This is a genomic window from Reichenbachiella carrageenanivorans, from assembly GCF_025639805.1.
Classification (GTDB): domain Bacteria; phylum Bacteroidota; class Bacteroidia; order Cytophagales; family Cyclobacteriaceae; genus Reichenbachiella; species Reichenbachiella carrageenanivorans.
The window spans coordinates 781,060-806,294 of sequence record NZ_CP106735.1 but is presented as its reverse complement, the minus strand read 5'-3'; the positions used below and the strand labels follow the sequence as shown (position 1 = coordinate 806,294).

The following is a 25,235-nucleotide window of genomic DNA, read 5'->3' as shown; positions in this document are numbered from 1 at the left end:
GTTATTTATTGTCTAGGAGTCCACGTCCACTTTTCTTGATTTGACCATCTTTTTGTAATTCTACCGAAAGTACATCCAAGAGGCCATTTACAAACTGTTTACTCTTTGGCGTACTATAAAGTTTCGATAATTCAATGTACTCATTGATGGTCACTTTGACGGGAATGGATGTGAAATGAATCATTTCTGCGATGGCCATTTCTAAAATGATCCTATCCGTCAGTGCTACACGATCTATTTCCCAGTTTTTAGATTTATTTTCGATTAGGTTTTCGTATTCTTCTTCCTTGTCTATGGCTAGATCGTATAGCTCTTTCAAAAATAGTAAATCCTCATCCCAGTTTTTAGAAAGTTCCATCATTAATGGTTCACTTTCTTCATTTTCTATGGATTTGATGGTTTTCAAAACCATGCTTTTGAGAATAGGTTTGTTTTCGCTCCAACCTAGATCCAGTGCTTCGAAATAGTCGTTGATGTTTTCGTTTTTGAATATGATCGTTTTGTAGATCGTCTGTACGAGCTCTTGGTCATCCTCGATGGTGGCCTTGGCTAGATTGTCATATTCAATAAAAAATTCTTGTGGTTTGATGTATTCTCGATACCAAGCTCTGACGAGATCGGTGTCCCATGCTACATTTTTCCTGATGCGCTCATCTTCTAAGGCCTCGTCGTTTTTGATGCCATTGATGACTATGTTTTTTGCAAAATTGTCGTGCGAGTTATTCTTTTTGCGTTTTTCATGACCGATCAATTCTTGAATTTCTACAATGAGAAATAAAAATTTGATGTAATCATCGAAAATAGAAGTAATACCTTCTAGCATACGCTTTTTGAAGTGTACTTTGTTGGCCGTGACTTGATTGAGATAACTCTGTCTCTCGGCTTTTATTACTTTGACAATTTCGGGCTTGATGTCTTCTGGTAGCGCATCAGCACCTTGGTGGATCAAAGCATGAAAGCCCTTCGCAGCTTGCTCCCGATCTTGGGCGAGCCCTTCTTTGTCCTGAACTTCCATGGAGTTGAGGTCAGGGAGAAACTGATTTTGGGCCGATTGCTTGCAAATGTTGAATTCGGCTTCTCGGGCGGTATGATAAGCGAAGATCGCTTGCATACCTTTAATACGTAAAGAACGTCTATTTAGCATTAAATCAAATTTGTGAATGATCATGCGATCACTCATGTAATTTATAGTGGCAATTTGTTATTTCCAATCGCTGCGATTCTGTTTTCAGCAATTTGGATAGCAGCTGCCTGCGGTGTTACGCCTGTCTGTGTGCATCTATCAAATACCTCAAGGGTAGTGTCGAAGATACGCTCGGTCTGGCTCATCACTCTGTCTCTATTGTAATTGCCTTCGTATTCGTAGTACACATTGGTAATGCCACCGCCATTGATTAGGAAGTCTGGGGCGTACAATATGCCTTTATTTACTAGGGCTTTGCCGTGAATATTTTCATCGAGCAATTGGTTATTAGCTCCACCTGCTATAATGTCGCAGTTGAGCTTGGTAATATTTTCGTCATTCAAAGTGCCGCCAAGTGCGCAGGGTGCGTAGATATCGAAAGCCGAATCAAAGACCTGATCTGCTGCTACTACTTCCACAGGGAAGCGGTCGGTTACTTTTTTAATTTTGTCTTCAAAGATATCTGAGATCATCACCTGAGCATTTTCTTTGATCAGATTTTCTATCAGATAGGTGCCCACATTGCCAGTGCCTTGCACCAATATTTTTTTGCCTTCGAGTTTCTCCGAACCGTATGCTTTTTTAGCGGCTGCTTTCATTCCCATGTATACACCATAGGCAGTTACAGGAGAAGGGTCGCCAGACCCGCCCATAAAATCGGGTAAGCCAGTCACGTATGGGGTTTCCATGCGTACGTACTCCATGTCTTTGGTACTCATGTTTACGTCTTCGGCGGTCCAGTATTTACCACCAAGGCTGTTTACAAATTTACCGAAGCGTCTCATCAAGGCTTCGTTTTTTAACTTTCGAGCATCGCCGATCAAGACGGCTTTACCTCCCCCAATATTCAAACCAGCGATTGCGTTTTTCAAGGTCATGCCTCTAGACAATCTTAAGACATCTGTCAGGGCTTCTTGATCAGAAGTATAATGCCACATTCTGGTGCCGCCCATGGCTGGCCCCAGCACCGTGTTGTGAATGGCTATGATGGCCTTTAGTCCTGTAGCTTTGTCATGACAAAAAACTACCTGCTCGTGGTTCATTTCTTCTATTCCTGAAAACAATGACACTTCGTCTCTTTTCAGTGGTTCGTTCACTTCTATCATATTTTTGGGTTTATGATTGCTAACGTTGTCGGGTATTGAAAATAAGCGCAAAGGTAGAATATTTTTAATCAGATAAATGACATTAGTTATTGATTAATTAAATTTTCAAATGCCCTGATCTCTCCTATTTTTATTGTTAGATAATGCGAACTTTCAAAAAATATTGCCGTTTGAACTTTGTATTATTGCAATTTATAAAGCATCATTTCTGGCCATTCTGAATGAAAGACCTCGCACATCTGAATAAGTATTTACTTAAGTATAAGTATCATTTGATTTTCGGTACTGTCTTTATCATCATTTCCAATTTGTTTGGGGTGATTCCTGCGGTGGTGGTGCGTCATTCGTTCGACTTGATACAAGGTAGCTTTCAGGTATACAATGGATTTGAGGGGTTTGGTTTACAAAAAGAGACGTATGACCTCTTTGCGTCAAGTATTTTGATTTTTGGGGTGGTCATACTGGTATCTGCGATGCTCAAGGGCATATTTATGTTCTTTATGCGTCAGACGATCATTGTGATGTCTCGACTTATAGAATACGATCTCAAGAATGAAATATACGAGCACTATCAAACGCTTTCTCTCAGTTTTTATCGTAAAAACAATACAGGAGATTTGATGAATAGAATCTCCGAAGATGTAAGTCGTGTTCGGATGTATGTGGGGCCTGCTATCATGTATGGGATCAATTTGTTCACCATGTTTTTGATTGTGATCCCTTTCATGTTGTCGATCAATGTAGAGTTGACGTTGTACTCTTTGTTGCCATTGCCCTTCCTGTCATTTAGTATTTATTATGTCAACAATATCATCAACAAGCGTTCGGAGGAGATCCAAGAGAGTTTGTCAGGTCTATCTACGTTTGTACAAGAGGCGTTTTCTGGTATTCGGGTGATCAAAGCTTTTGTACGAGAGGAGGATTACAATCAGAAATTTTCTGCTGCGAGCGATGATTATAAAGACAAGTCACTTCGATTGGCCTTTGTGCAGGCTTTGTTTTTTCCGTTGATTATGAGTTTGATTGGGATGAGTGTGATCCTGACCGTATATGTAGGTTCGATAGGTATTTTGCAAGGCGAACTGAGCACGGGTAACATAGCGGAGTTTATCATTTATGTCAATATGCTGACCTGGCCTGTGACGGCTCTGGGGTGGATCACCAGTATTATCCAGCGCGCCGCTGCTTCTCAAAAGCGTATCAATGAATTTTTGCATACGGAAAACGATATAATCTCAGAGAAAAATATAGAGAAAGATATTTCTGGAGATGTGGTTTTCGAAAACGTGACTTTCACTTATCCAGATTCTGGTATTCAAGCACTGAAGGAGGTGTCTTTTGATGTGAAGGCAGGCGAATCGATTGCAATCATTGGGACTACAGGGTCGGGGAAAAGCACCATTGCCAATTTGCTTTGTCGTATGTATGATGCTACTGGTGGTGCTGTTAAGATCGATGATATTTCTATCAAAGACTACGCATTGTCGTCTGTGCGAGGCAATATCGGCTATGTGCCGCAAGACGTATTTTTGTTTTCGGAGAGTATTGCAGACAATATCGCTTTTGGTAATCAAACCCTAACAGAGGCGCAAATCCGAACTGCTGCAGACCATGCGGATCTTACCGAAAATATTGACCGATTTCCGAAAGGGTTTCAGACGATGTTGGGAGAAAGAGGAATTACGCTGTCTGGTGGACAAAAACAACGGGTATCTATAGCGAGAGCGATTGCAAGAGAACCCAAAATCTTGATTATGGATGACTGTCTGTCGGCTGTAGATACCAAGACGGAGAACAGCATTCTTAACAGCATGAAAAAGATTATGGTGGGGCGAACTACCGTGATTATCTCACATCGTGTATCATCCGCGCAGTTGGCCGATAAGATTATCGTGCTGGATAGCGGTCAGATTGTGGAGCAGGGGTCGCATAAAGAGCTTATTGGCAAAGATGGCACATACAAATCGCTCTATGACAAGCAAATCCATGGAGAAGAACTGTCAGCCACGACAGAATAATTTTTTAATTTATTGAGCAAATACCTCTACTATGACCGAATTGTCTTGGTAGAGTTTTTCTAAGGTAAATGGGCGTAATGTTTTGCCCTTTTCCTTGGCGAGCGATTGCAGCTTGGCCTCTACTTTTTCTGTATTGGGCATTACGATAGGGTGCATAGTGAGTGCCGCCTGAAAGGTCGTTTGCCCTTCTAGTTCTAGTACGGTGAGTCCAGCAGGGATCATGGACATTTCGTCGGTGAGCAGTATGCCTACAAATCTTCTGCTTTCGTATTCACCAAGCGTATCGTCTTTGTAGTTGACGATAGACAGGGTGCCTTTGAGCGAGCCATCCGAGAGATAGCCCTTCAGTTCTTCAAACAAAAAATGCTCTTCTTTGGATGTGAGTTTGCCGTGTACCTGCTTGCCAGCTATGCTGTAGGAGATGTTCTTGGCTGCCACCGTACGGATTTCTTTGAATCCTCCCAAATTGTAAAAAACGGAAAGTAGGATGACGAACAAGGCTGTAAATGAGGCAAACCAATAAATATATTTCTTGTTTTTTGTACTGAGTGGCATGATCCTGATTTTTGAAAAGATCAAAGCTATATAATAAAGAAAATGGAGAAGGGGATAGATGTAAAAAAAGTAGATGGAAGTTTGATCCCTTGCGTGTGATTCTATTTTCACTTTTAAATTTTTAAACAAAGCAGTGCTCTATTATCTCTCATGGAGTCTCTAATTCATGGACTGTCATTGGCTTTTTTTCTTGAAAAAAGACGGTTTTTCTCTTCGTGTTACAAATTTGCATGCTTCTGTTACAGCAGAATGAAGCTTAATTTAATTGAGATCATAGGTTTGTGGTTCTATATAATCACAATCATATGAAAAACAGTATTCTACTCATCCTTGTAACAATTTCGCTTTTTAGATGTGCGAATGTGCCAATACCCAGAAATCTGGATATGAAGGATTTGGGTATTTTAGAAGCAAAGGATGTTACCCCACTGGTTATAAAAGCCCTTGAGCAATGCAAGGAACAGGGGATAAGCAAACTGACTTTTCCCAAAGGGACTTATCATTTTTATCCCACATTCGCTCCAGATTTTTATTGTGCTATTACCAACAATGACAACGGCCTGAAAAGAACAGCTTTTCCGCTTATAGGTTTTGATGGGCTAGAGATCGACGGAGGAGGATCAGAATTCATTTTTCATGGCAAGATGCTACCCTTCATTATAGAAGAGAGCAGCAATTTGAAAGTAACAAATTTTAGTTTGGACTGGGAGGTGCCATTTTTTCTACAAGGAGAAGTGATAGACAATGATCCCGTAAACAAAACTTTTGATATCCATGTGGTGACCCCACATAAACTAGACAATGGTCATCTATATATGAGTCTGGAGCGTGAAGATTCTCCATATGAGCGCAAGTATGGATACAAGTTTACCCAGCAAGAGAAATACGATCAAATGGTCGGGCAGAACATTATATGGGATGCGTCTACGAAGGCACCACTTTATGCTCACAACCGATACAGCAGTTTTGACACTCACCATTTTCCTGCATCGCAGATAAATGAGAACCTAGTAAGATTAGAAACCAGCTATAAAGAAACACCGCCAGTGGGTTCTGTATTTGTATCGAAGGGAGAATATCTATTCAACCGACAGAATCCTGCATTCCGAGTATTCAAAACAAAGAATTTGTTGCTCAACAATGTAACCGTTCATCATGCCGGAGGCATGGGGCTTATCGCAGAGCGTTCTGAAAACATCACATTGGACGGTTTCAATGTGATGCTGAAAGAAGGAAGTGGAAGGTATATAACGAGTACTGCTGACGCTACTCATTTTTGCAACTGCAAAGGACTCGTGACGATCAAGAACTGTACGTTCGAAAATATGCTAGACGATGCGACCAATATTCATGGTACGTATGTACGAGTCAACAAAATATTGGCAGATGATCAGGTGGCCGTAGAGACGTATCACCCGCATCAGAATGATTACCTATTTGGCGAAGTAGGAGATAGCATTCAGGTAATAGATCAGAAAACCTTGTTGCCTACCAGAGAGCCTCTCGTGATCAAAAACATCAAGCGTGTAAATGAGAAGATATCGATTCTTACCTTTAGTGAATCTGTCAAGGGCAGTGTAAGCGTATATGATGGAATAGAGAACATTACCTGGCACGCGGCTGCGCTAATAGAAAACAACATTATTAGAAACAATAGAGCTAGAGGTCTCTTGATTTCTACACCAAGAAAAGTAGAGGTCAGAAATAATTACATTTCTTCTCAAATGGCTGCCTTTCGTATCACTGGCGATTTGGGATTGTGGAATGAGTCTGGCCCATGTGATAGCCTGATCATAGAAAACAATAAAATTGAAAATTGTGTATATAGTGGCATCCCGCAGTCAGTTTTTCAGATTGATCCTCAATATGAATCGAAAAAGTACATTGAAGGAGCTTACAGTAGGAATATTTTCATCAGAAATAATGAAATTCGCACTTTTGATGCTTCCATCCTGAAAGCTATGTCTGTAGATGGTCTCTATTTTCAGGGTAACGACATCATACAGACCGACACCTATCTGCCTTTATTTCCGAACAAACCCAACCTGGAAATTATCAATTGTAAAAATGTCAAAACAGATGGCAACACTTATCGCCTATTGTCAGGGGATAAGGGAGAACTGTCTGTAAAAACAGATTCGGCCATCCAATAAAAAAGACAACCAGCTAATTACAAAACAATTCTACTATGAATAAAATTTTACTGATTTTAGGATTAATCGGTGCAGTGTGTTTTCAAGCACTAGGTCAGATAAAGGTCTCAGGGGTAGTCCTGGATGAAGAAACGAAGGAGCCACTTATAGGTGCTACAGTTTTGGTGAAAGGCACTTCCTCGGGTACGATCGCTAATGTGGATGGGAGTTTTAGTTTGAACCTATCTAGCGATACGCTCAGTTTATTGGTTTCCTACACAGGCTACATTACTCAGGAGATCAAGCCGAGAAACAGTCAATTAGAGATTTTGTTGAAGCTGGATATGGAGCAGCTCGACGAAGTCGTGATTGTAGGATATGGCGTGCAGAAAAAAAGAGACCTTACAGGATCTATGTCGGGTATTAAGTCTGAAGAATTATTGCAATCGCAATCTCCAGATGTCATGACAGCTATGCAAGGTCGTATGGCTGGGGTTCAGATTTCCTCAGACTCAGGACAGCCAGGTGGAGGGATGAATATTGTAGTGAGAGGACAATCCTCCATCAATGGAACTTCGTCCCCACTATTTGTTATAGATGGTGTTCAGATCGATGTCAATTTTGATGAGGTCGCTACGTCGGGCTCTTCTCAGGCCAGAATGAATCCGCTGGCCTCTTTAAATCCTGCAGACATAGAATCTATTGAAATCCTGAAAGACGCTTCTGCCACAGCCATATTTGGCTCTAGAGGTGCCAATGGAGTCGTTATCGTAACTACTAAATCTGGTGGGGGAGGAAGAGCCACTTTAGAATACTCCTTCGACTTTGGTATCTCAGAAGCTACCAAAACCATGAATGTGGCTAGTGCGAATGAATACTTAGCTTATCAAGAAGAACGAGGCAATACGTCATTCCTAATGACAGATGCGGACAATGATGGTGCCTATGACGACCGTCGAAATTTCGACTCTATTCCATCTCACGATTGGCAAAATGAGGCTTTGAGACAGGCATATACCATACAACATCAGTTAACACTTCGAGGAGGAAACGATAATTCCAATTATTCAGTGGGACTGGGCTACCTCTCTCAGGAAGGGCTCATTATCAACAACGACTATAAACGTTATAATTTTAGAATACGGCTTGAAAACAAATATTCAGAGAAACTGAAACTCTGGTTTAATAGCAATGCTTCATACTCAAACATTACTGGAATTGCGAACAATGGAGGCATTGATGATTATAATGGGGTAACGCAATTTGTTGTGCTTTCTAACCCTTGGGAAATTAGAGATCAGGATGCGGATCCATATAGTAGTGCTTTTACGGCACCTCTAGACTTGATCCAAAAAACAGACAAGACTACCGACATGTTCAGGATATATTCCAGTGCTAATCTGAACTACAGCATTACTAAAAACCTAAAGTACAATGCCCTGATAGGTGGAATGTATTCTCATTCCAAATTGAAAGAGTTTTTCAGCTCTGAAACTAGCTGGGGCAACTACTGGGATGGAAGAGCTTTGATCTCAGAGGTGAGCAGTTACTCTTACAATCACTCTTCTCAGTTTCATTACGACAAAAAAATCTCCCAAGCGCATAAAATTAATGCCATGGCTGCATTTGAAATCAATCATTACAACTGGGAGAAATTTAGTAATGACATTGCCGGTTTTGAAGATCAATCGACGGGTGTAAACGACATTAGCAAAGGCGCAGTAACGAACGGATACAACTCTAACCGATGGAGAACGAATAGGTTATCTTATTTAGGACGGATCAACTATTCTTTGTTTGACAAATACCTCTTTACGGTAAGTATGCGAGCAGACGGGTCGGACAAATTTGGCCCAGGTAATCGATGGGGGTATTTTTCTTCAGGTGCTCTAGCATGGAGAGTCTCAGACGAAGCCTTTATGCAGTCGATAGACCCGATCAGCAACCTAAAACTTAGAGTAAGCTATGGGTCGACAGGCAACGAGCGCATTCCTGCCAATACTTATCTGGCTCAAATGGAAACGTCCTACTATGCCAGTGATGATTTTACCTATTTTGGAATGTCCCCATCGTCTAGGGAAAATCCAGATTTGAAATGGGAGGTTACCCATCAATATAATGCAGGTATTGACCTGGGGCTGTTTGGCAATCGAGTGAATGTCACGGCGGATTATTACAAAAAGATTACCAATGACCTCTTGATGAATGCGCCAATTGCAGCTCAAAGTGGCTACAACCAGCAGTGGCTAAATATTGGTAGAATTGATAACTACGGGGTAGAATTACAACTCTCCACGGTCAATATTGATACGAAAAATTTTGATTGGAGCACCGATTTCAATATTAGCTTTAATCGAAATGAAGTGAAAAACCTTGGCGGTTCGGAATTCATTACAGTGAATACCCCTGGCGGGTGGATCACTAACCCAGCGCGTGTTATCGTTGGTCAACCTATCGGCACCATGTATGGCTATATGTTCGATGGGATCTATCAAATAGAAGATTTTACATGGCAAAACAACAGTGACCCGAATGTAGCTCATGAGGATAGAGTGTATGAATTGAAAGAGGATGTGACTCAGTTTCAGAGTGGAAATCCAGCACCTGGCACCATGAAATACAAAGACATCAGCGGGCCAGATGGGAGGCCAGACGGGGTTGTCGACGATGAATATGACCGTACGGTCATTGGGCAAAGCAACCCTGTGCATTTTGGCGGTTTCAATAACACCTTTAGTTACAAAAATTTCGACCTCTCTATTTTCTTTCAGTGGAATTATGGCAACGACGTGTTCAATGCCGGGAAGTTGAGACTAAACGGGATACTACCTTGGATGAATATTTCGAAGGAGTATTATGACAATCATTGGACTCCTGAAAACGGAGGAAACGATAGCCCTGGGCTCGCTCAAATAGACGTTTCTACTCCATCATCTTATTTTGTAGAAGATGCTTCTTATCTCAGACTAAAGACGGTCTCTCTCGGTTATACATTGCCTTCGGCTCTTTATTCGAAAATAGGGATCTCTATGATAAAGATAAGTGTAGTAGGAACCAACCTGCTGACATGGACCAACTATTCTGGCATGGATCCAGAGATCAATTATTACAACCCGCTGATCTCTGGCTTCGACAGAATAGCCTATCCCAGATCCAAAACAGTCACTTTTAATTTGAATGTAAAATTTTAAGAAATGAAGAAAATGAAAGCACTATACATAAGTATCTGGATTTTGGGGATGGGTTTTTTGGCTTCTTCGTGTGAGGATCATCTCGACGCAGAGCCGTATTCTTTCACCTCTCCAGAAAATTTTTATCAGTCCGCAACAGACGCAGAGATTGCTCTGACTGGTATCTACTCTATTCTCACGGGCAATGCTATTCAGGGCATAGGCAATAATTCTACTTACTCCAGACAGCTTATGATTATGCTGAATGGCGCTACCGATGAGGCTGTCGTGAGAGATGGGTTAAATCAGGCTAATTATTCTCCTTGGGGAAATGCAGGGTTCACCAGTCAGAGCATCTTTGTAAATGAGAGCTGGTTTTACTTCTATGCGGGTATCAATAGAGCCAACTATTTGATAGATAAACTGCCCGAAATCCCTGACGACGACTTCAACGGCAATAGGAAGGTAGAGGTAGAGGCAGAAGCAAAATTGCTTCGAGGATTTTATCACATGATGTTGTCTATGATGCATGGTGCCGTGCCCGTTTACGATACGTCTATTCAAGACGAAACGATGGAACGAAAGCCTATTGAAGAGGTCTATCAGCGGGTTATCGAAGACTACACTTTTGCCTTTGACCATCTTTCAGACAGAGCCGCAGTCAGCAGCCATGTGAATAAGTGGACCGCAGCGGCACTATTGGCCAAGGCACATACTTACCTAGGCAGTGCTAAGAAATTCGGCCTGTCAGATTTTGGATATGCCCCAAATAGTTTTGATTGGGTAGATGAAAATTACCAGTACCAACGCGCACTTTTCTATACTCAAGAGCTGATAAGTAAAAGTGGGTATAGGCTGATTGATAACTATGATTATCTATTCAGAGAAACTACCAAATCTCAGCAATACGAGGAGTGCTTGCTGACGGGCGAAGCCTCTAGCAATCCCAACTTGTATGTGATCAATATGATCGTAAGTGCATTCATCCCGCAGGGCGACAATCCAGTGGCAGGAGGAGGGTATGGCTGGTACAGGCCACTAGGAGAACTTTGGAGTAAATACACTGCAGAGGACTATAGACGAAACCATAACATTACAGGCAACTTGGTCTCTAGCCAACCCACAGAGGATATAGAAGGAGTGACCTACTATGTACCAAGGACATTAGTGAATGCCAACAACGGATTTCTTAGCATAGGAAAGTATCGGATGATTGACCCTGCACAGAAAGCGGGGCCTGCTTGGTCATCATTTATTTCTCTTCCTCTGTTGAGATATGCAGATGTTCTATTGCTGCATGCAGAGGCGCTCTACTTCACGGGCAACGAAGCTGCTGCTCGATCTGCACTAACGACCTTAAGACAACGATCAGTGATCGAACCTGCTACCGTGGCCGACCTCAATTTGGCCTACTACAAATCTGATTTTGTAGAGGAGCTTTTAGAGGAGCGTTCACGCGAATTGTGTTTCGAAAATTGGCGAAGAATAGACTTGGCCAGATTTAATAAATATGATGAAACCATTGCATCGCTATCTGCAGATGCGGGCTATTACAATACCATCGTACCTACCCTAAAACAAAATTGGAAATCAGAGAAGGTTTGGTTTCCCATACCGATACAACAAATCGATGTAAACGCTAATCTGGAGCAGAATCCAGGATATTAAAAGCAACATAAACGGATTAATTATGAAAAAAACACTACTACTCTTATTTAACGGTTTATTACTGAGCTTGGCCTCTCAGGCACAAAATGTATTTGACAATGATGCGGGTACTGGAGATTCCAACTGGTCTACAGAAGCTAACTGGACGGTAGGCCTGCCAGAAGTGATAGGTGGTATTACCCAGCTGAACTACAATGCCAAGCTTGATATTGACACTTCAATTCCTCATTTACGATCAGCGTCAAATATTGCACTTAATCCTGCGGGCGGTACACTGACAGTTACTGGGGCAGGTTATTCGGTAGCTATTTTACAGTCGTCGGGCACCAGTTTTTTGGTGGATGCACCTATTATTTTAAACTCAGCAGATGCAGCAGAGTCTATTCAAGTCAATGGTACAAATGGGGTTTTAACTTTTGGCCCTAATTCTGATTTGACATTGAATACCTCTGCAAGATTTACAGGTTCAGGAGAGGGAACCAAGACCATTCATTTGAACGGAAGTATCCAAGGAGCCAGTAGCATACAGTATACAAGTTCGGCAGATGTTTTTTTCGGTGAGACCTCAGACAATTCAAATTATGATGGAGATATGGTCTATTGGGGTAGCAATGCTACCGTTACGGCTAATACAGCGGATGATGGAGTTTTTGTTCCTGCAGGCCACAAGGTTCAGGTCAATAATCCTGGTGGTACACTGATCTTGAATGGCGCTAATATTTATCATGGGTATCTGGCATTGTCAGCGGGGCATGGGTTTGACCTAGAGATCAATGCAGATCAAGCGAATATCACTAGCTTATATTTGGGTACTAGCACTTTGGATCTATCCTTAGGTGCCGAGGTGGATACCCTGTTTTTTGGTGATAACTCTGTAATAGACTGGAGTTTGGGTACTCTGGTCATATCTGGGTTTCGCAGCAAAGTGTTACGCTTCGGTACAGATGATACCGGCTTGACAGTAGCTCAGTTAGGACGAATCGACATAGGGGGAGGTACGCCTGTATTGAATGCGCAAGGTTATCTTGTAGATCTCGATGCCAATACTTCTCCAGTAGAATCTACTGCCATCGAAGACATCGATTTGGATGAAGGATTCGAAACCTCAAGTTTTGATCTCAAAGCATATATTACAGACCCAGAGTTCGATTCACTGACTTTTGAAGTAGAAAGTGGAAATACAGGGGCAGTTACTGTAGGTGTGGTCAAGAGCATCATTACCATTAGTGAAGTGGCAGAGGGGACGTCTACCATCACAGTGACAGCTACAGATGATTGGGGAGCATTTACCGAGGCCACTTTTGATGTAACAGTGATAAATGCTGCGCCCGTAGTAGCTAATGCGATTAGCAATGAAAACCTTGATGAAGGTTTTACGACGAAAGTGCTTGACCTGTCTACTACTTTTTCCGATCCAGGCAATGATTCATTTACGATTGGTGCTTCTAGTAGCACTACCGCAGTAGCTACGGTAGAGGTGGCTGGTACAGATCTTACCATCACAGAAGTAGGAATAGGAGTGTCTACCATTACAGTGACAGCTGAAGACACACAAGGGGCTATGACTTCAACCACATTTCAGGTAGCCATCAGCGATCCTGACAATCTAGACCCAACGGTCGTTCAGACCATCAATGATCAGGTGTTTAAGACTGGTTTTAGTAGTCAGGTTATAGATATATCGGGTGTGTTTACAGAGCCAGACGGAGACAATTTTAGTGTAACTGTCATGAGTGACAACGAGTCCGCTGTGACGGCGCTAGTGGTAGGAGATAATCTAACGCTAACAGAAGTAGGAAATGGTACGGCCATGATCACTTTGCTAGCCAATGACAACAAGGGAGGGCTAGGTACTACTTCTTTCGACGTGAGCATTGCACCCAACAATGACCCGGTATTGGATGCTACATTTGATGATGTGACTGTATACCTAGGTTTCGAAAGTTATATAATAAACCTTACTGGAGCTTTTAGCGATGCAGATGGCGATGCCCTGGTACTAAGTGCAGAAAGTAGCACAGCCGCAGTGGCTACTGTACAGCTTACTGGAAACGAACTTACTATATTAGAAGCAGGTGAAGGCACATCTACCATTACGGTTTCAGCAGATGATGATTTTGGTGGAGTGGTTTCTGCCACGTTTGAATTTGAAGTGGCTGTCAATCAGGAGCCTGTGATAGGTATTCCGCTTTTCGATCAGAGCTATTTCGAAGGTTTCGGGAGCAGTTCTATTGATTTGGCTACTGCTTTTATCGATGCAGATGGCGATGTACTGACTATTTCTGCGGTGAGTCTGGATATGGATGTAGTCACGGCAAGTGTATCTGGCAACTCCCTAGACATAGGAGAAGTAGGACTAGGTACTACCCAAGTGGTCGTGACGGCCGAAGATGGAAAAGGTGGTATAGCCAGAGATACGATCACAGTATCTGTCAACAAAGTGTTGACAGCCATATCATTGACCCAGCCGTTGACACTTTATCCTAACCCTGTGCCCAATGGTACTGTAAACCTAAGTGGAAACTTTAAGTCTGGTCAAGTAGCAATTTATAATATCGAAGGGCAAAGCGTATTCGAAAAGGTATTGCAGCGCGTAGGCAATGAACCGATCCAATTGGAGCTGGATATCCCGTCGGGTATGTATATCCTTCGATTGGTAGATGAAGTTTCTGGTCATCGTTTTCAAACGAAACTCATTAAAGAATGATTTCTGTAAAAAAGTTATTTTTTACTGTAGGGTTGGGTGTGGCGTGCTTGCTTCAGGTACACGCCCAATATAGCTTCGAAACTCCAGAATGGTTTAGAGTTGATCGAGCGCTGCCATTGGTAGACCTAGATACGAAGGTAGATATTCTTGTTTCTGATCATGAGGCTCACCCAAATGATGGACTAGACGACTCTTTAGGCATCGCTAATGCCTTTCAAGCAGCCAAGTTGATCGCTAATTCAGGAAACCCTGTAAGAATAGTATTTGAGGCCGGTACGTATGATTTTAGCCCGACCGATGCTACCACCCACGCATTGAAGCTAAACTATGGGAGATACATAGAGCTAGACGGTACGGGAGCAAAGATCATGATGCACAATCCTAAAGTGGGTTTTCTGAGTATGTATGATGCTCGGCATATGATAGTAAAAGGCTTTGAGGTAGATTATGATCCTTTGCCATATACTGAGGGGAAGGTGCTCAGTGTAGATCCAGTCAACAAGCGTTTTGTGATGAAGGTGACGGCAGGGGTGCCCTACCCTGATGAAGATCATATCACATCAGCCCCAGAAAGATGGGGTATGCTCAAAACCGCCAATGGCATGCTTAAAGATGGCGCCTCGAATTTGCTCAACATTGATACTGCGTATCAATTGAATGCAGATACTTTTCAAATTGTTTTTAAACAACAGGTACATATAGACCAAGTCGAGGTAAACGATTACTATGTGCAGATTGCTCGGCACAATGGGCGAACAATATTTCAGTCAAACTCAGGAGAGCAAGTCACCTTTCTGAATACAAAAAGCTATAGCAGTCCTGCGGGTAGCTATAATACTTTCCACCATAAAGAGTGGAGTATGATTGATTGTAAAATTTTGATCAAACCGGGTCGTGTACATAGTGCTAATGCTGATTGTATTCATATCAGTGGAGGGATTATTGGACCATGGGTGCAGGGTTGTCGGTTCGAAGGGCAGAGCGATGATGCGGTAAATATGAAATATGCTAGCCTTACGATCACAGAGGTAGAAAGCCCAACACAAATGAAAGTTGGATTTAGTAGCAAGTTGTTTGTGGGAGATACCGTATCATTTTTCAATCCCCGAGACGGTGCTTTGATCGAGCGAGTAGGCTTGGTTGATACGGTTCATAATTTGGGGAGCAATTCTTATCGGATTTTTCTTTCTAGCCCTGTCTATTTGTCCAACTTCAATACGGACAATTCTGGAGATAGAGCTTATCTAGATACCAAAGCATGTGAGTCCTTTGTATTTAGAGACGATACCATTCGCAACAGCAGAAGGTATGGCATGTTGTTGCAAAATGGCTATGGTGTGATCGAGGATTGTCTTTTCGAAAACCTGAGTGGTTGTGCGATACGAATGGAAAACGGTGTGGACTGGAAAGAAGGGTTTGTGGCACATGATATTGAAATCAAAAACAACACGTTTACCAACTGTGGATTCGATGCCAAGTTTAATGAAGACGAGCATGGGATATCAGCCACTATTAGTACCATGATTGCTAAGTTGGGAGACGGCGCTTGCGACCCATGGTGTGGTTCGGCCATGTCAGACTGGGATGGGTTTCATAACATTCGCATAGCTGGCAATACATTTAACTATAACATAGGCAGTATCAATTTCAATAATTTAAAAAGTGAATATTTGCCAGACCTAGATCTAGTAGATGGATTCTCTACGTTCAAAGTAGGGCTTGATAGTGTATTCAAAGACATCCTACAAGGTACTTTGAGCTATAGCGCTACAAGTAGTGAGACTTCGATAGCTACTGTTTCGATCGTTTCGGATTCGGTACAGATCGTGAGTATTGGAGATGGCCTGACCAAAATTAATGTGACGGCAGATGATGGCAATGGAGGTACAGCCACTAGTGGCTTCTGGCTTTCTGCGAGTGGAGGGATCAGTGCTACACGTATTTTTCAAGGGTCAGGAGGGAAGTATTGGAATATACCTGCAAACTGGCAGGATGATATGACACCAAGTATAGGTGAAAGTGCTCGAATAGATGCTGATAGTTCGTTGGTTACTCAGCCCTACAGTTTGAGTCAGCTTTACAACGCTACTTCCAGTAGCAGCACCATACTAAACGGTGGGTCGTTGTTGACTATCGACAATAAGGACAGATATACCATTCCTGGTATTTTGAATAATAGCAGTACAGGGGCTCGGTTCAAGCTGGATGTGCCCGTAGACATTCGTAATAGCATAGACAACAATGCCGTGTATATCAGCAACAATGGAAGCAACGACAATATTATTGAATTTGGAGAAAAGGGGACACTCACTTTGAATGCTACCACTTTGCTCAGTACAAATGGAAGTACATCTTCTCATGTTTTTGAATTTAACGGAACGCTGAACGGGGTCAAAAACCTGACTTTTGGTTCTTCTACTACATCGGTGTTTGGCAGTACATCAGACAATTCAGGTTTTAATGCCGATTTGGTCTTCTGGGGCAACGCAGACGTGACTGTAAACATGCAAGATGACGCAACATTTTTGAACACAGATCAGAAAATCCAAATCAATGGACACAATAGCAACATGACTGTAAATGCTGCCAATTGTCTCGATGGAAATATTTCTATTGCCAGTACACATACATTCAATCTGTCCATCAATGAAAACCAAAGTGACTTGGATCGATTGTTTTTTTCTTCTACAGGTAAACTGGTGTTGAATCTAGATTCGGCAGTGTCGTTGGTTCATTTTGAAGACAACTCAGCTGCCAATTGGAGCACAGGGGCTGTGGAGATCAACGGATTTCAAAATGGAGTAATTAGGTTTGGAAGTAGTGCAGGAGGACTGACGGCAACCCAACTGAGTCAGATTACCATAGGCGGGGTCTCGCCTACGATCGATTCGGATGGTTATCTGACTATGCCAGCCAGTAGGATAGGGCAAATAGTCACGGCTATTATAGTAGAAGATAAAACAGTTATGGTCAATGAATCCTTTCAATTAGATCTTCTGGATGTATTTGAGGATTTGAATGAACCTGATGTGGTTTATGAACTAACCCTTGGTAATTCTGAGATCATTTCGGCTAAGGTGGACAATAGTATGCTAATTGTTACAGGTCAGAAGGAAGGACGGGAAACACTCACACTTTTGGCGGAAAAAGAAGGGGGCACAAGAGCCAAAATTAGCTTTGCTGTCAACGTAGCAGCGCCCTTGTCGTCTGATGATCAGATGGGATCGACTGTATTGTACCCAAATCCATTTTCAGGAGACTTTTTAAATCTAAAGGGACTGGGAACAACGGCAAGTGAGTTGCGGGTTTGTGATTTGGCGGGCACAGTCTGGACTACACTCAAAGTAGACAGACAGAAAGAAGCGAAGATACCTTTCGGTGGCGCTCCTTCTGGTATGTATTTGATAGAAATCATAGACGCTGATGGAGTTGTTCAGAAGACTTTTAGAGCGATAAAACGCTAATAATATCACCTAATTTAAAGATGTCGTCCATGTCCTTTTGGTATTTGTTATTCTCAATAATGGGCAATAAGGATGTGGGCGATACATTTCAGCAAAAAAATAGAGGCAATATGAATATGAGAAGATGGATAGTAGTTTTTTTAATAGGTTGGGGAGGGCTCGGTTATGCACAACAAAATTTCGTACAACCTGATTTTTTCAGAACAAAAAGACAAGCTCCTCTTCTTGATTTGCCCATCAAAACCCAAATCTCTGTGGCAGATTTCGGAGCCATTCCCGACGATGGCAAAGATGATATAGGGGCTATTGATAGAGCCATTTCCAAGGCGATAGCCAAAGCTTCTGAAGACCGACCAGTGGAATTGATTTTTGAAAAAGGTATATATGATTTGTTTGCCAGAGACGAAGTCTCGCATGCTTTTGAAATTAGAGAAATGAAGTATGTCGTTGTGAATGGTAATGGAGCAGAATTGGTTATTCATAATCCCCAGAGTGGCTTTGTCAAGCTGCTCAATTGCAAGAATATAATATTCAAAGACATGGTTGTAGACTATGACCCCTTACCTTTCACACAAGGTATTGTGGTAGCCTTAGATACGATTAATTACACCTTTGACCTTAAAATAGATGAGGGTTTTCCATTGCTGAGCGACAAGCAGTTTGAAATCTCGCCAGAGGTCTGGGGAGTGGTGCTGGATAAAAATACTCCTGGCAAGCTCAAAGATGGGGTGCCTAGTTTATTTCCTGATAGAGGATGGAAAGAGGTTTCGCCTGGCGTGTTTCGAGTACAGCATCCAGCAAAAAGATATACGCTCGATATGGACATAGGTGATCCATATGTGCAAATTGCCAGAAGGAATGGGAGAACGATTTTTACCTCATATTCTGGAGAAAATGTGACCTATCTGAACATCACCAGCTATACGAGTCCTTCGGGAAGTTATTCCGCGTTCAACCATAAGGAGTGGAATGTCATTGGGTGTAAGATCTTGATGAGAGAAGGGCGTCAGCACAGTGCCAATGCAGATTGTATTCATGTGAGTGGGAGCTATATAGGCCCTTGGGTAGAAAATGTGCTTTTCGAAGGTTATACCGATGATGCTTTCAACTTGAAATCGCAGCACCGTACCATCCTAAAGGTGATTTCGCCTACCGATATTGTCGTAAAGTATGATTTGAAAACGGGAGATATTCTTAGATTTTTTAATCCGAGAAAGGGCATTTTGATCGGAGAGGCCATGGTCATGCAAGCATCACACTTGGGACAGAATGAATATCAGGTGTCTCTGAGTCAGCCCATCGAAGGATTGGATAGAGTAGGTGAGGGAAAACGAAACGATGGCGCCTATGTAGATACCCGAGCCTGCGAATCTTTTGTGATCCGAAATAGTACTTTCCGAAATGCTCGGCGCTACGGACTCAACCTCCAAAATGGCTATGGAGTGATAGAAAACAATATTTTTGAAAACCTAAGTCAAAGTGCCATCAATTTTGGGAATGGCGTAGACTGGGGAGAAGGACTAGCCGCACATCATATCCTGATTCAAAATAATATTTTTAAAAATTGCGGCTATGACGACACTTACCTAAAAGAGTATAATGGTGCGGCTGTTAGGATGAAGATGAACAAACTGAAGAATCCAGAGTCTAAATCGAGGTGGTGCGGTGTGGCTACGGCAGATTGGCAGGGGATTAATAATATTTGGATACTGAACAATACTTTCATGTATAACAAAATGGCCATGTCTATAGAGTGTAGTGAAAATATTTTCCTTCAGGGCAATCGATACATTCATAACCATGCAGACCCTTACCGTGGAGAAGAGTTGGATAAATTGTTTTTGGATAATAATTCTGGGTTGATCAATAAGGACTAATCAAGCATTGGGCTTTTGGTGTAGCTGGGCGATGTATTCGCTTGCGGTCATGTTCATCACCCGCTTAAAATTATTGTTGAAATTGGCATAGTTGGTCATGCCGATGGCATCCATAGCCTCCTGCACACGATCACATCCTTGATCGAACATGCTGGCTGCATATTTTACTTTTACTCTGGTAATGATACTTTTTCCACTTTCACCTACTAGTGATTTGAGTTTGCGGTGCAGGTGCATACGGCTCAGGCCTATTTCGTTGGCCAACTGATTGACATTGAACGCTGGGTCTTGTAGGTTTTCTTCAATGATTTTGGAGATGTTGGCCATCAACTTCTGGTCGTATGAAGTGTAGTGGGTTTTTACCTCCATGTTTATGTTTTGGTCAGACAAGTAGGCTTTAAACTTGTTTCTGGTGTCTATGATGTTGTCCACCTTTTGGAGCAAAGCCTCAGAGTCAAATGGCTTGGCGATATAGTCCCACGCGCCAGCGTCAAGTCCTTTTTTCTCATATTCAATCCCAGTCTTGGCGGTGAGCAATAGGATAGGAATATGAGAGGTGCTACTGTCTGCTTTTAGGTGTTCACACATTTCGATTCCATCCATGATCGGCATCATGACATCACTGATGATAATGTTTGGTAGTTCCTCTTGGGCCATTTTCAGGCCTTCTTTGCCGTTATTAGCTTCTATCACTACGTAATGAGACTGAAGGCTCAGCATCAAGTAGTTTCTTAAATCGAGGTCGTCTTCTACGATCAAGATGATTTCTCCTTCTTTTTTCATTTCTGAAGAAGAGATCGCATCGTTGATTATTATTTCTGGTCTTTCCGTTAGGTCTCCATTATATAGTTCTTTTTCAGCGTAGGTCTCTTCGTCTATGGGGAGTACTATGGTAAATTGAGCCCCATGGAATGGGCTGTCTGATACCGAAATGGATCCTTTATGCGCTTGTATGAGATTGTACGTGAGGTGGAGACCTATCCCAGAGGAGGCTCGGTCTTTGTCATGAAAAAAACGGTCAAAAACCAAGCTTTTTTGTTCGTCGGGGATACCTGGGCCACTGTCACTGACGGTGATGATTGCCAGCCTTTGGTCGCCCGATCCATCCACGTCTAGTTTGAGTTCGATCGTGCCATTTTTAGGTGTATACTTAAATGCATTGGAGAGCACGTTGTATAGTGCTTTCTCTAGAACATCGTGATCAACATACCCTATACATTCTTTTAGGTCTAGTCTAAAGTCGATTTGTTCTTTTTGAATTTGCCATTGAAAAGCTCGTGTAGTTTCTTGGGAGAATTTCCTGAGATCATGTTTAGATACTTGTAAGATGCTGCCTCCTTCAGAGATTTTCCCAAAATCCAAAAATTGACTTACCAGATACTCCAAACGCTTCATATTTCGAGAGACTATCTGGAAACAGGTTTCGCGCATTTCCTGACTCATCGTTTTATTCATCAGATCATTTAGTGGCGCGATGATGAGCGAGAGCGGTGTCTTAAATTCATGAGCGATATCGGTGAAAAAACGCAATTGGACTTCTCTTAGCTCCTGATCTTGCCGGATGATGATTTTGTCTAGTTCAATTTGATGATTGAGCTTTTGCCTGTTGTACCAGAAGAATACAAAAGCACCAATAATAGCCAAGGATAGAAGGATGTAGATCAAATAGGCAAATGGAGTTTTCCATGGAGCTGGGGAGATTTGCATACTGATGACTTGCGGTTGTTTTGTCCATAGGCCGTCTTTATTGGCGATGTCTAATGTCAGTTCGTAATTCCCAGGTTTGAGGTTCGAGTAGGATATAAATCGATTCTCGGAGGTAGTGTAAATCCAGCTTTTGTCATACCCTTTGAGTCGGTACTTAAAATTGCCTTCCTGAATGTCGGTATAATTGGTGCCTGTAAACTCTACTGTGAAGTTGTTTTGCCTGTAGTTCAATTTAATCTGGCGAGTTGTGTTGATGTTCTCATTTAATATAATTGAGCCTAGCAGCTCTTCTCCAGGTCTTACGGGCTGGTTGTGTACGCTAAATTTTGAAATTAGCACTTGGGGCTGATGTGGGTTTGTGAAAATATGGTTTGGGTCCATGTAATTCACACCTCTTGCCGTCCCAAAGTATAACCTGCCATTGCGGTCTATAGCAGCTCCCTCTGTAAGTGTGCTTGAGAGTAAGCCATCATTGTAAGTGTACTTTCGGATCGTGGCTGTTTTGGGGTTAAAACTTATAAGCCCCTGAGTATTAGAAAGCCAAAGGATATCATTTGTGCCTTCGGTGATGCACATGATCTTTTTGTCGATCACGCCCCGTACGTCCACTTGTTGAAACTTCTGTCCCTCTTTTTCTTTTTTAAACAATCCAGCATCTGTGCCTATCCACAATGTGCTATCTGCCGACTGATGAATAGACCAAACAGAGGTATTGAAAATAGGTTCGGCGTTGATGTTCATTAATGGAATTTGTTTGGCCGAGACCCAGTTTCCATTTTTATCCATGGTAATGGAAAACAAACTTTTGGAAATGGTGCCAATCAGTAACTGGCGTTTTTTTGGTAGGTATAGGGATTTGAAAATTTTAATATTTTGGAAAAGACTCATAGAAGCGTCCTTGTCCCAAATCCGAACGGCTTTGCCTGCTTCCATCACGACTAGCCCAGCATGAGTCCCGAGGTAAAACCTTGAAAAGTCATCTTTGGCAATACACGTGAAGTTGGTAGGGGCAGGTGAGTGGTCTTGCCATACAGTTTCCATTTTAGCAAAAGAGTCTTCCGAATCCGATTGGAAAATACCATTACTGGTACAGATATAAATCTTCTTGTCAATTTTAGATATACTACTGACAGAGTTGATTTGTTGAGGAAGTATTTGTTTGAACGTATCTGTTTCGAGGTTGTAGTTGAACAGACCTTGGTTGTTGATGCCAAGGAATAGGTGTTCATCGTCGAGGAGGACGCTTCTTACATTGGGTCTGGTCAGCCGGGTTAGGTCTAAAGAGGCAAAACCCACGTTGTTAAGACTGGCGAAACAAAGCCCTAGCCGATTGCCTACCCATAGGTTGTTGTTTTTGTCGCAGAACAGTTCGAGTACCGAATTGCTCAATAGGCCTCTTTCTTCGAGAGAAGTAGCTTTTATCTGTGAGATGGTTTTGTATTCAGCATCCAATTGGATCAAGCCATAGTTGTCAGTGCCAAGCCAAGTATTACCGTTTTTATCTGTGGTGATACCATAGATGCTTTTGCCATTTGCGAGATCAGGGTTGTTGATTTTAATGATTTCAGATCCGTCTTTGATCTGGTAGAGACCATTATAGCTACCAGCTAGGAGATTATTGTTGCTGTCAAATCCTAGACGTGTAAATGGGATATTTTTTGGATTAGAAATTTCTTTCATGAGCCCGTTTCGATATATAAATACGCCATCACGTCCGGCAAAATAAATGTTTCCTTTTAAGTCTTGTTTGGCTGATCGGAAGTGCAATTGCTTACTTACGGCAATGAATTCAAATCTGGGATTTGGTAGGTCTACCAGTCGGAGCACACCATTAGAAGTGGTTGCAAATACAGATCCGTCCGTGGTCACGAGGATTTCGTGTATAGATACCAAAGGTTTGGGTAGAGCCACTCTAAAAAACCTTTCTTTCAAGAGTGAATAATAGGCAAGACCGCCACCTTCAGTACCAATCCAAAGCCTTTTTTTGTGGTCTTCTTGTAGTGCAGTTATCCTGTTTCCAGGAAGGCTGTTTGCGTCTGTTGTGATTTTGTGATAGGACTGTACCGTGAAGCCGTCAAACTTATTGAGTCCATCATAGGTCCCTATCCATATAAATCCGAAGCTATCCTGACAAATGGCACTGACATCGTTTTGTGAAAGCCCATTGTTTACAGTCAGAGTCTTGAAAAAATATTCTTGAGCATTTAGCCTACTAGCAGAAAGGAGGATAGAAAAGAATAGATAAAAGAAACAGGTGAAATGAAATGGGAGATGTGGTCGAAATTTCATTCAATTAATTTACTAAATATAGAATGCTTAAGTGCTTTGGGCTAATCTTAAATCAAGTAACAATTTCATGTTTGTTGATCAGATCATCAAAAAAATTAAGTCGAATGTTACGTATTTTTAGAGAATTGATACGGCTGCTTAGGTTAATAATTAGTTGCGTTTTTCACCTTTACCAAATGATACTGGGTCAAACGAGAAGTCATATTTTATAATCATATTTCTTAATTACAATAATGAATCAAATCAAAACTATTACGCTGAGCGTGTTATTCCTTTGTTTGGTAACAGCAGCTTGCAAAACGCCAATAGAAACGAGGCAAGAAGATAAGTATAAAGATGCCATTGAGTTGTCTCGTATGCTGGTGGATTCGATACAAAGGACATACAAAGTGCCAGGGATGGATGTGGCAGTTGCTATTGCTGGTCAAACCGTGTGGTCTGAATCATTTGGGTTGGCTGATGTAGAGTTGAATGCGCCAGTTATAGCGGGTCAAACGAGATTCAGGGTGGGCAGCGTAGCAAAGCCGTTGACTGCGGTGGCGTTGGCCAAGTTGATGGAGGCTGATCGAATTGATATTGATTTGCCAGTGCAGGTTTATGTACCCTACTTTCCTGAGAAGGCATATACTTTTAGTACTAGGCAGCTGAGCGGTCATATCGCTGGAATCAGGAGTTATCAGAACAATGAATTTTTAAACAAGAAGCATTACCAGACGGTAAAAGAGGGGTTGAGTATGTTTATGAATGACTCGCTGGTTTATGAACCAGGTACGGCTTATACATATAGTAGTCATGGGTATAACCTGCTCAGTGCGGTCATAGAAGGAGCTAGTGGTGAGGCATTTTTACCCTTTATGCACAAAACTATATTCCGCCCACTTGGCATGTTATCGACTTGCGAAGACCAGAATGATAGTATTATTTCGGACAGAACTTCATTTTATCGATTGTCTAGGACAGATTCACTCCAAATAGAAAATGCACCATATGTAGACAATAGCTACAAATGGGCCGGTGGGGGCTTTGTGTCTACCACTTCAGATTTGATCAAATTTGGCGAAGCCATGATGCAGCCAGGCTTTTTGTCTGAACCAACTTTAGAAGAGATTACCACTCCTCAAATGTTGAAAAACGGCAAAAAAACGCATTATGGCATAGGCTGGGAGATAGGTCGCCATGGCGACAAGCAAGTGTATGGTCATGGAGGAGGGTCTGTCGGGGGTATCACCGTTTTTAGAATCTACCCTGAAGATCAGCTAGTGATCGTCATGTTGTCTAACTCTTCGAACACCAAATATGGAGAGATACCGAAATTAATTGTAGAGGCATTTTTGAGTGAAAAGAGGCAGTAATACCTTT

At 42.0% G+C, this 25,235-nt stretch carries 12 protein-coding genes; 8 read left to right on the top strand and 4 right to left on the bottom strand.

What is annotated here, in order from left to right:
• Position 1: 1 nt before the first annotated feature.
• Both nusB and N7E81_RS03015 read right to left on the bottom strand, forming a co-directional pair.
• Positions 2 to 1,111, bottom strand: a complete 1,110-nt coding sequence (gene nusB / locus N7E81_RS03020) for a transcription antitermination factor NusB (RefSeq protein WP_263051807.1) — start codon at positions 1,109 to 1,111, stop codon at positions 2 to 4.
• A gap of 74 nt (positions 1,112 to 1,185) precedes the next feature.
• A complete protein-coding gene (locus tag N7E81_RS03015; protein ID WP_263051806.1) occupies positions 1,186 to 2,289 on the bottom strand; it encodes a Glu/Leu/Phe/Val dehydrogenase dimerization domain-containing protein in 1,104 nt (367 codons plus the stop codon).
• A 221-nt stretch (positions 2,290 to 2,510) separates the two neighbouring features.
• Between N7E81_RS03015 and N7E81_RS03010 the strand changes: the two genes are divergently transcribed.
• Complete coding sequence (locus tag N7E81_RS03010) at positions 2,511 to 4,307, top strand: ABC transporter ATP-binding protein (protein ID WP_263051805.1); 1,797 nt, start codon at positions 2,511 to 2,513, stop codon at positions 4,305 to 4,307.
• Positions 4,308 to 4,316: 9 nt separating this feature from the next.
• On the opposite strand, the gene N7E81_RS03005 is transcribed toward N7E81_RS03010, so the two are convergent.
• On the bottom strand, positions 4,317 to 4,862 hold the full coding sequence (locus N7E81_RS03005; protein WP_263051804.1) for a hypothetical protein: 546 nt from the start codon (positions 4,860 to 4,862) through the stop codon (positions 4,317 to 4,319).
• Between the two features lie 305 nt (positions 4,863 to 5,167).
• Here N7E81_RS03005 and N7E81_RS03000 point away from each other — a divergent pair, with 305 nt between their 5' ends.
• The 6 genes from N7E81_RS03000 to N7E81_RS02975 all read left to right on the top strand — a co-directional run bounded on the left by N7E81_RS03000 (position 5,168) and on the right by N7E81_RS02975 (position 19,880).
• Complete coding sequence (locus tag N7E81_RS03000) at positions 5,168 to 7,015, top strand: right-handed parallel beta-helix repeat-containing protein (RefSeq protein WP_263051803.1); 1,848 nt, start codon at positions 5,168 to 5,170, stop codon at positions 7,013 to 7,015.
• Positions 7,016 to 7,050: 35 nt separating this feature from the next.
• The gene (locus N7E81_RS02995) at positions 7,051 to 10,185 is read left to right on the top strand and encodes a SusC/RagA family TonB-linked outer membrane protein (RefSeq protein WP_263051802.1); all 3,135 of its coding nucleotides are present in this window, start codon (positions 7,051 to 7,053) and stop codon (positions 10,183 to 10,185) included.
• 3 nt (positions 10,186 to 10,188) lie between these two features.
• Complete coding sequence (locus tag N7E81_RS02990; RefSeq protein ID WP_263051801.1) at positions 10,189 to 11,832, top strand: RagB/SusD family nutrient uptake outer membrane protein; 1,644 nt, start codon at positions 10,189 to 10,191, stop codon at positions 11,830 to 11,832.
• A 22-nt stretch (positions 11,833 to 11,854) separates the two neighbouring features.
• A complete protein-coding gene (locus N7E81_RS02985) occupies positions 11,855 to 14,539 on the top strand; it encodes a T9SS type A sorting domain-containing protein (protein ID WP_263051800.1) in 2,685 nt (894 codons plus the stop codon).
• Positions 14,536 to 18,003: a T9SS type A sorting domain-containing protein gene (locus N7E81_RS02980; protein ID WP_263051799.1), complete on the top strand. Its 3,468-nt coding sequence runs from the start codon at positions 14,536 to 14,538 to the stop codon at positions 18,001 to 18,003. The genes N7E81_RS02985 and N7E81_RS02980 overlap by 4 nt, the downstream gene beginning before the upstream one ends.
• Positions 18,004 to 18,113: 110 nt before the next feature.
• Entirely contained in the window at positions 18,114 to 19,880 is a 1,767-nt protein-coding gene (locus tag N7E81_RS02975; RefSeq protein ID WP_263051798.1) for a right-handed parallel beta-helix repeat-containing protein, read from the top strand.
• Here the strand turns inward: N7E81_RS02975 and N7E81_RS02970 are convergent, their stop codons facing one another.
• Entirely contained in the window at positions 19,881 to 23,876 is a 3,996-nt protein-coding gene (locus N7E81_RS02970) for a hybrid sensor histidine kinase/response regulator transcription factor (RefSeq protein WP_263051797.1), read from the bottom strand.
• Between the two features lie 233 nt (positions 23,877 to 24,109).
• Here N7E81_RS02970 and N7E81_RS02965 point away from each other — a divergent pair, with 233 nt between their 5' ends.
• Entirely contained in the window at positions 24,110 to 25,228 is a 1,119-nt protein-coding gene (locus N7E81_RS02965) for a serine hydrolase domain-containing protein (RefSeq protein ID WP_263051796.1), read from the top strand.
• Positions 25,229 to 25,235 lie beyond the last annotated feature (7 nt).

Coding starts and splice junctions, on each gene's coding strand:
- nusB (WP_263051807.1), bottom strand. CDS start 1,111: ATGCAAGCGATCTTCGCTTATCATACCGCCCGAGAAGCCGAATTCAAC.
- N7E81_RS03015 (WP_263051806.1), bottom strand. CDS start 2,289: ATGATAGAAGTGAACGAACCACTGAAAAGAGACGAAGTGTCATTGTTT.
- N7E81_RS03010 (WP_263051805.1), top strand. CDS start 2,511: ATGAAAGACCTCGCACATCTGAATAAGTATTTACTTAAGTATAAGTAT.
- N7E81_RS03005 (WP_263051804.1), bottom strand. CDS start 4,862: ATGCCACTCAGTACAAAAAACAAGAAATATATTTATTGGTTTGCCTCA.
- N7E81_RS03000 (WP_263051803.1), top strand. CDS start 5,168: ATGAAAAACAGTATTCTACTCATCCTTGTAACAATTTCGCTTTTTAGA.
- N7E81_RS02995 (WP_263051802.1), top strand. CDS start 7,051: ATGAATAAAATTTTACTGATTTTAGGATTAATCGGTGCAGTGTGTTTT.
- N7E81_RS02990 (WP_263051801.1), top strand. CDS start 10,189: ATGAAGAAAATGAAAGCACTATACATAAGTATCTGGATTTTGGGGATG.
- N7E81_RS02985 (WP_263051800.1), top strand. CDS start 11,855: ATGAAAAAAACACTACTACTCTTATTTAACGGTTTATTACTGAGCTTG.
- N7E81_RS02980 (WP_263051799.1), top strand. CDS start 14,536: ATGATTTCTGTAAAAAAGTTATTTTTTACTGTAGGGTTGGGTGTGGCG.
- N7E81_RS02975 (WP_263051798.1), top strand. CDS start 18,114: ATGAATATGAGAAGATGGATAGTAGTTTTTTTAATAGGTTGGGGAGGG.
- N7E81_RS02970 (WP_263051797.1), bottom strand. CDS start 23,876: ATGAAATTTCGACCACATCTCCCATTTCATTTCACCTGTTTCTTTTAT.
- N7E81_RS02965 (WP_263051796.1), top strand. CDS start 24,110: ATGAATCAAATCAAAACTATTACGCTGAGCGTGTTATTCCTTTGTTTG.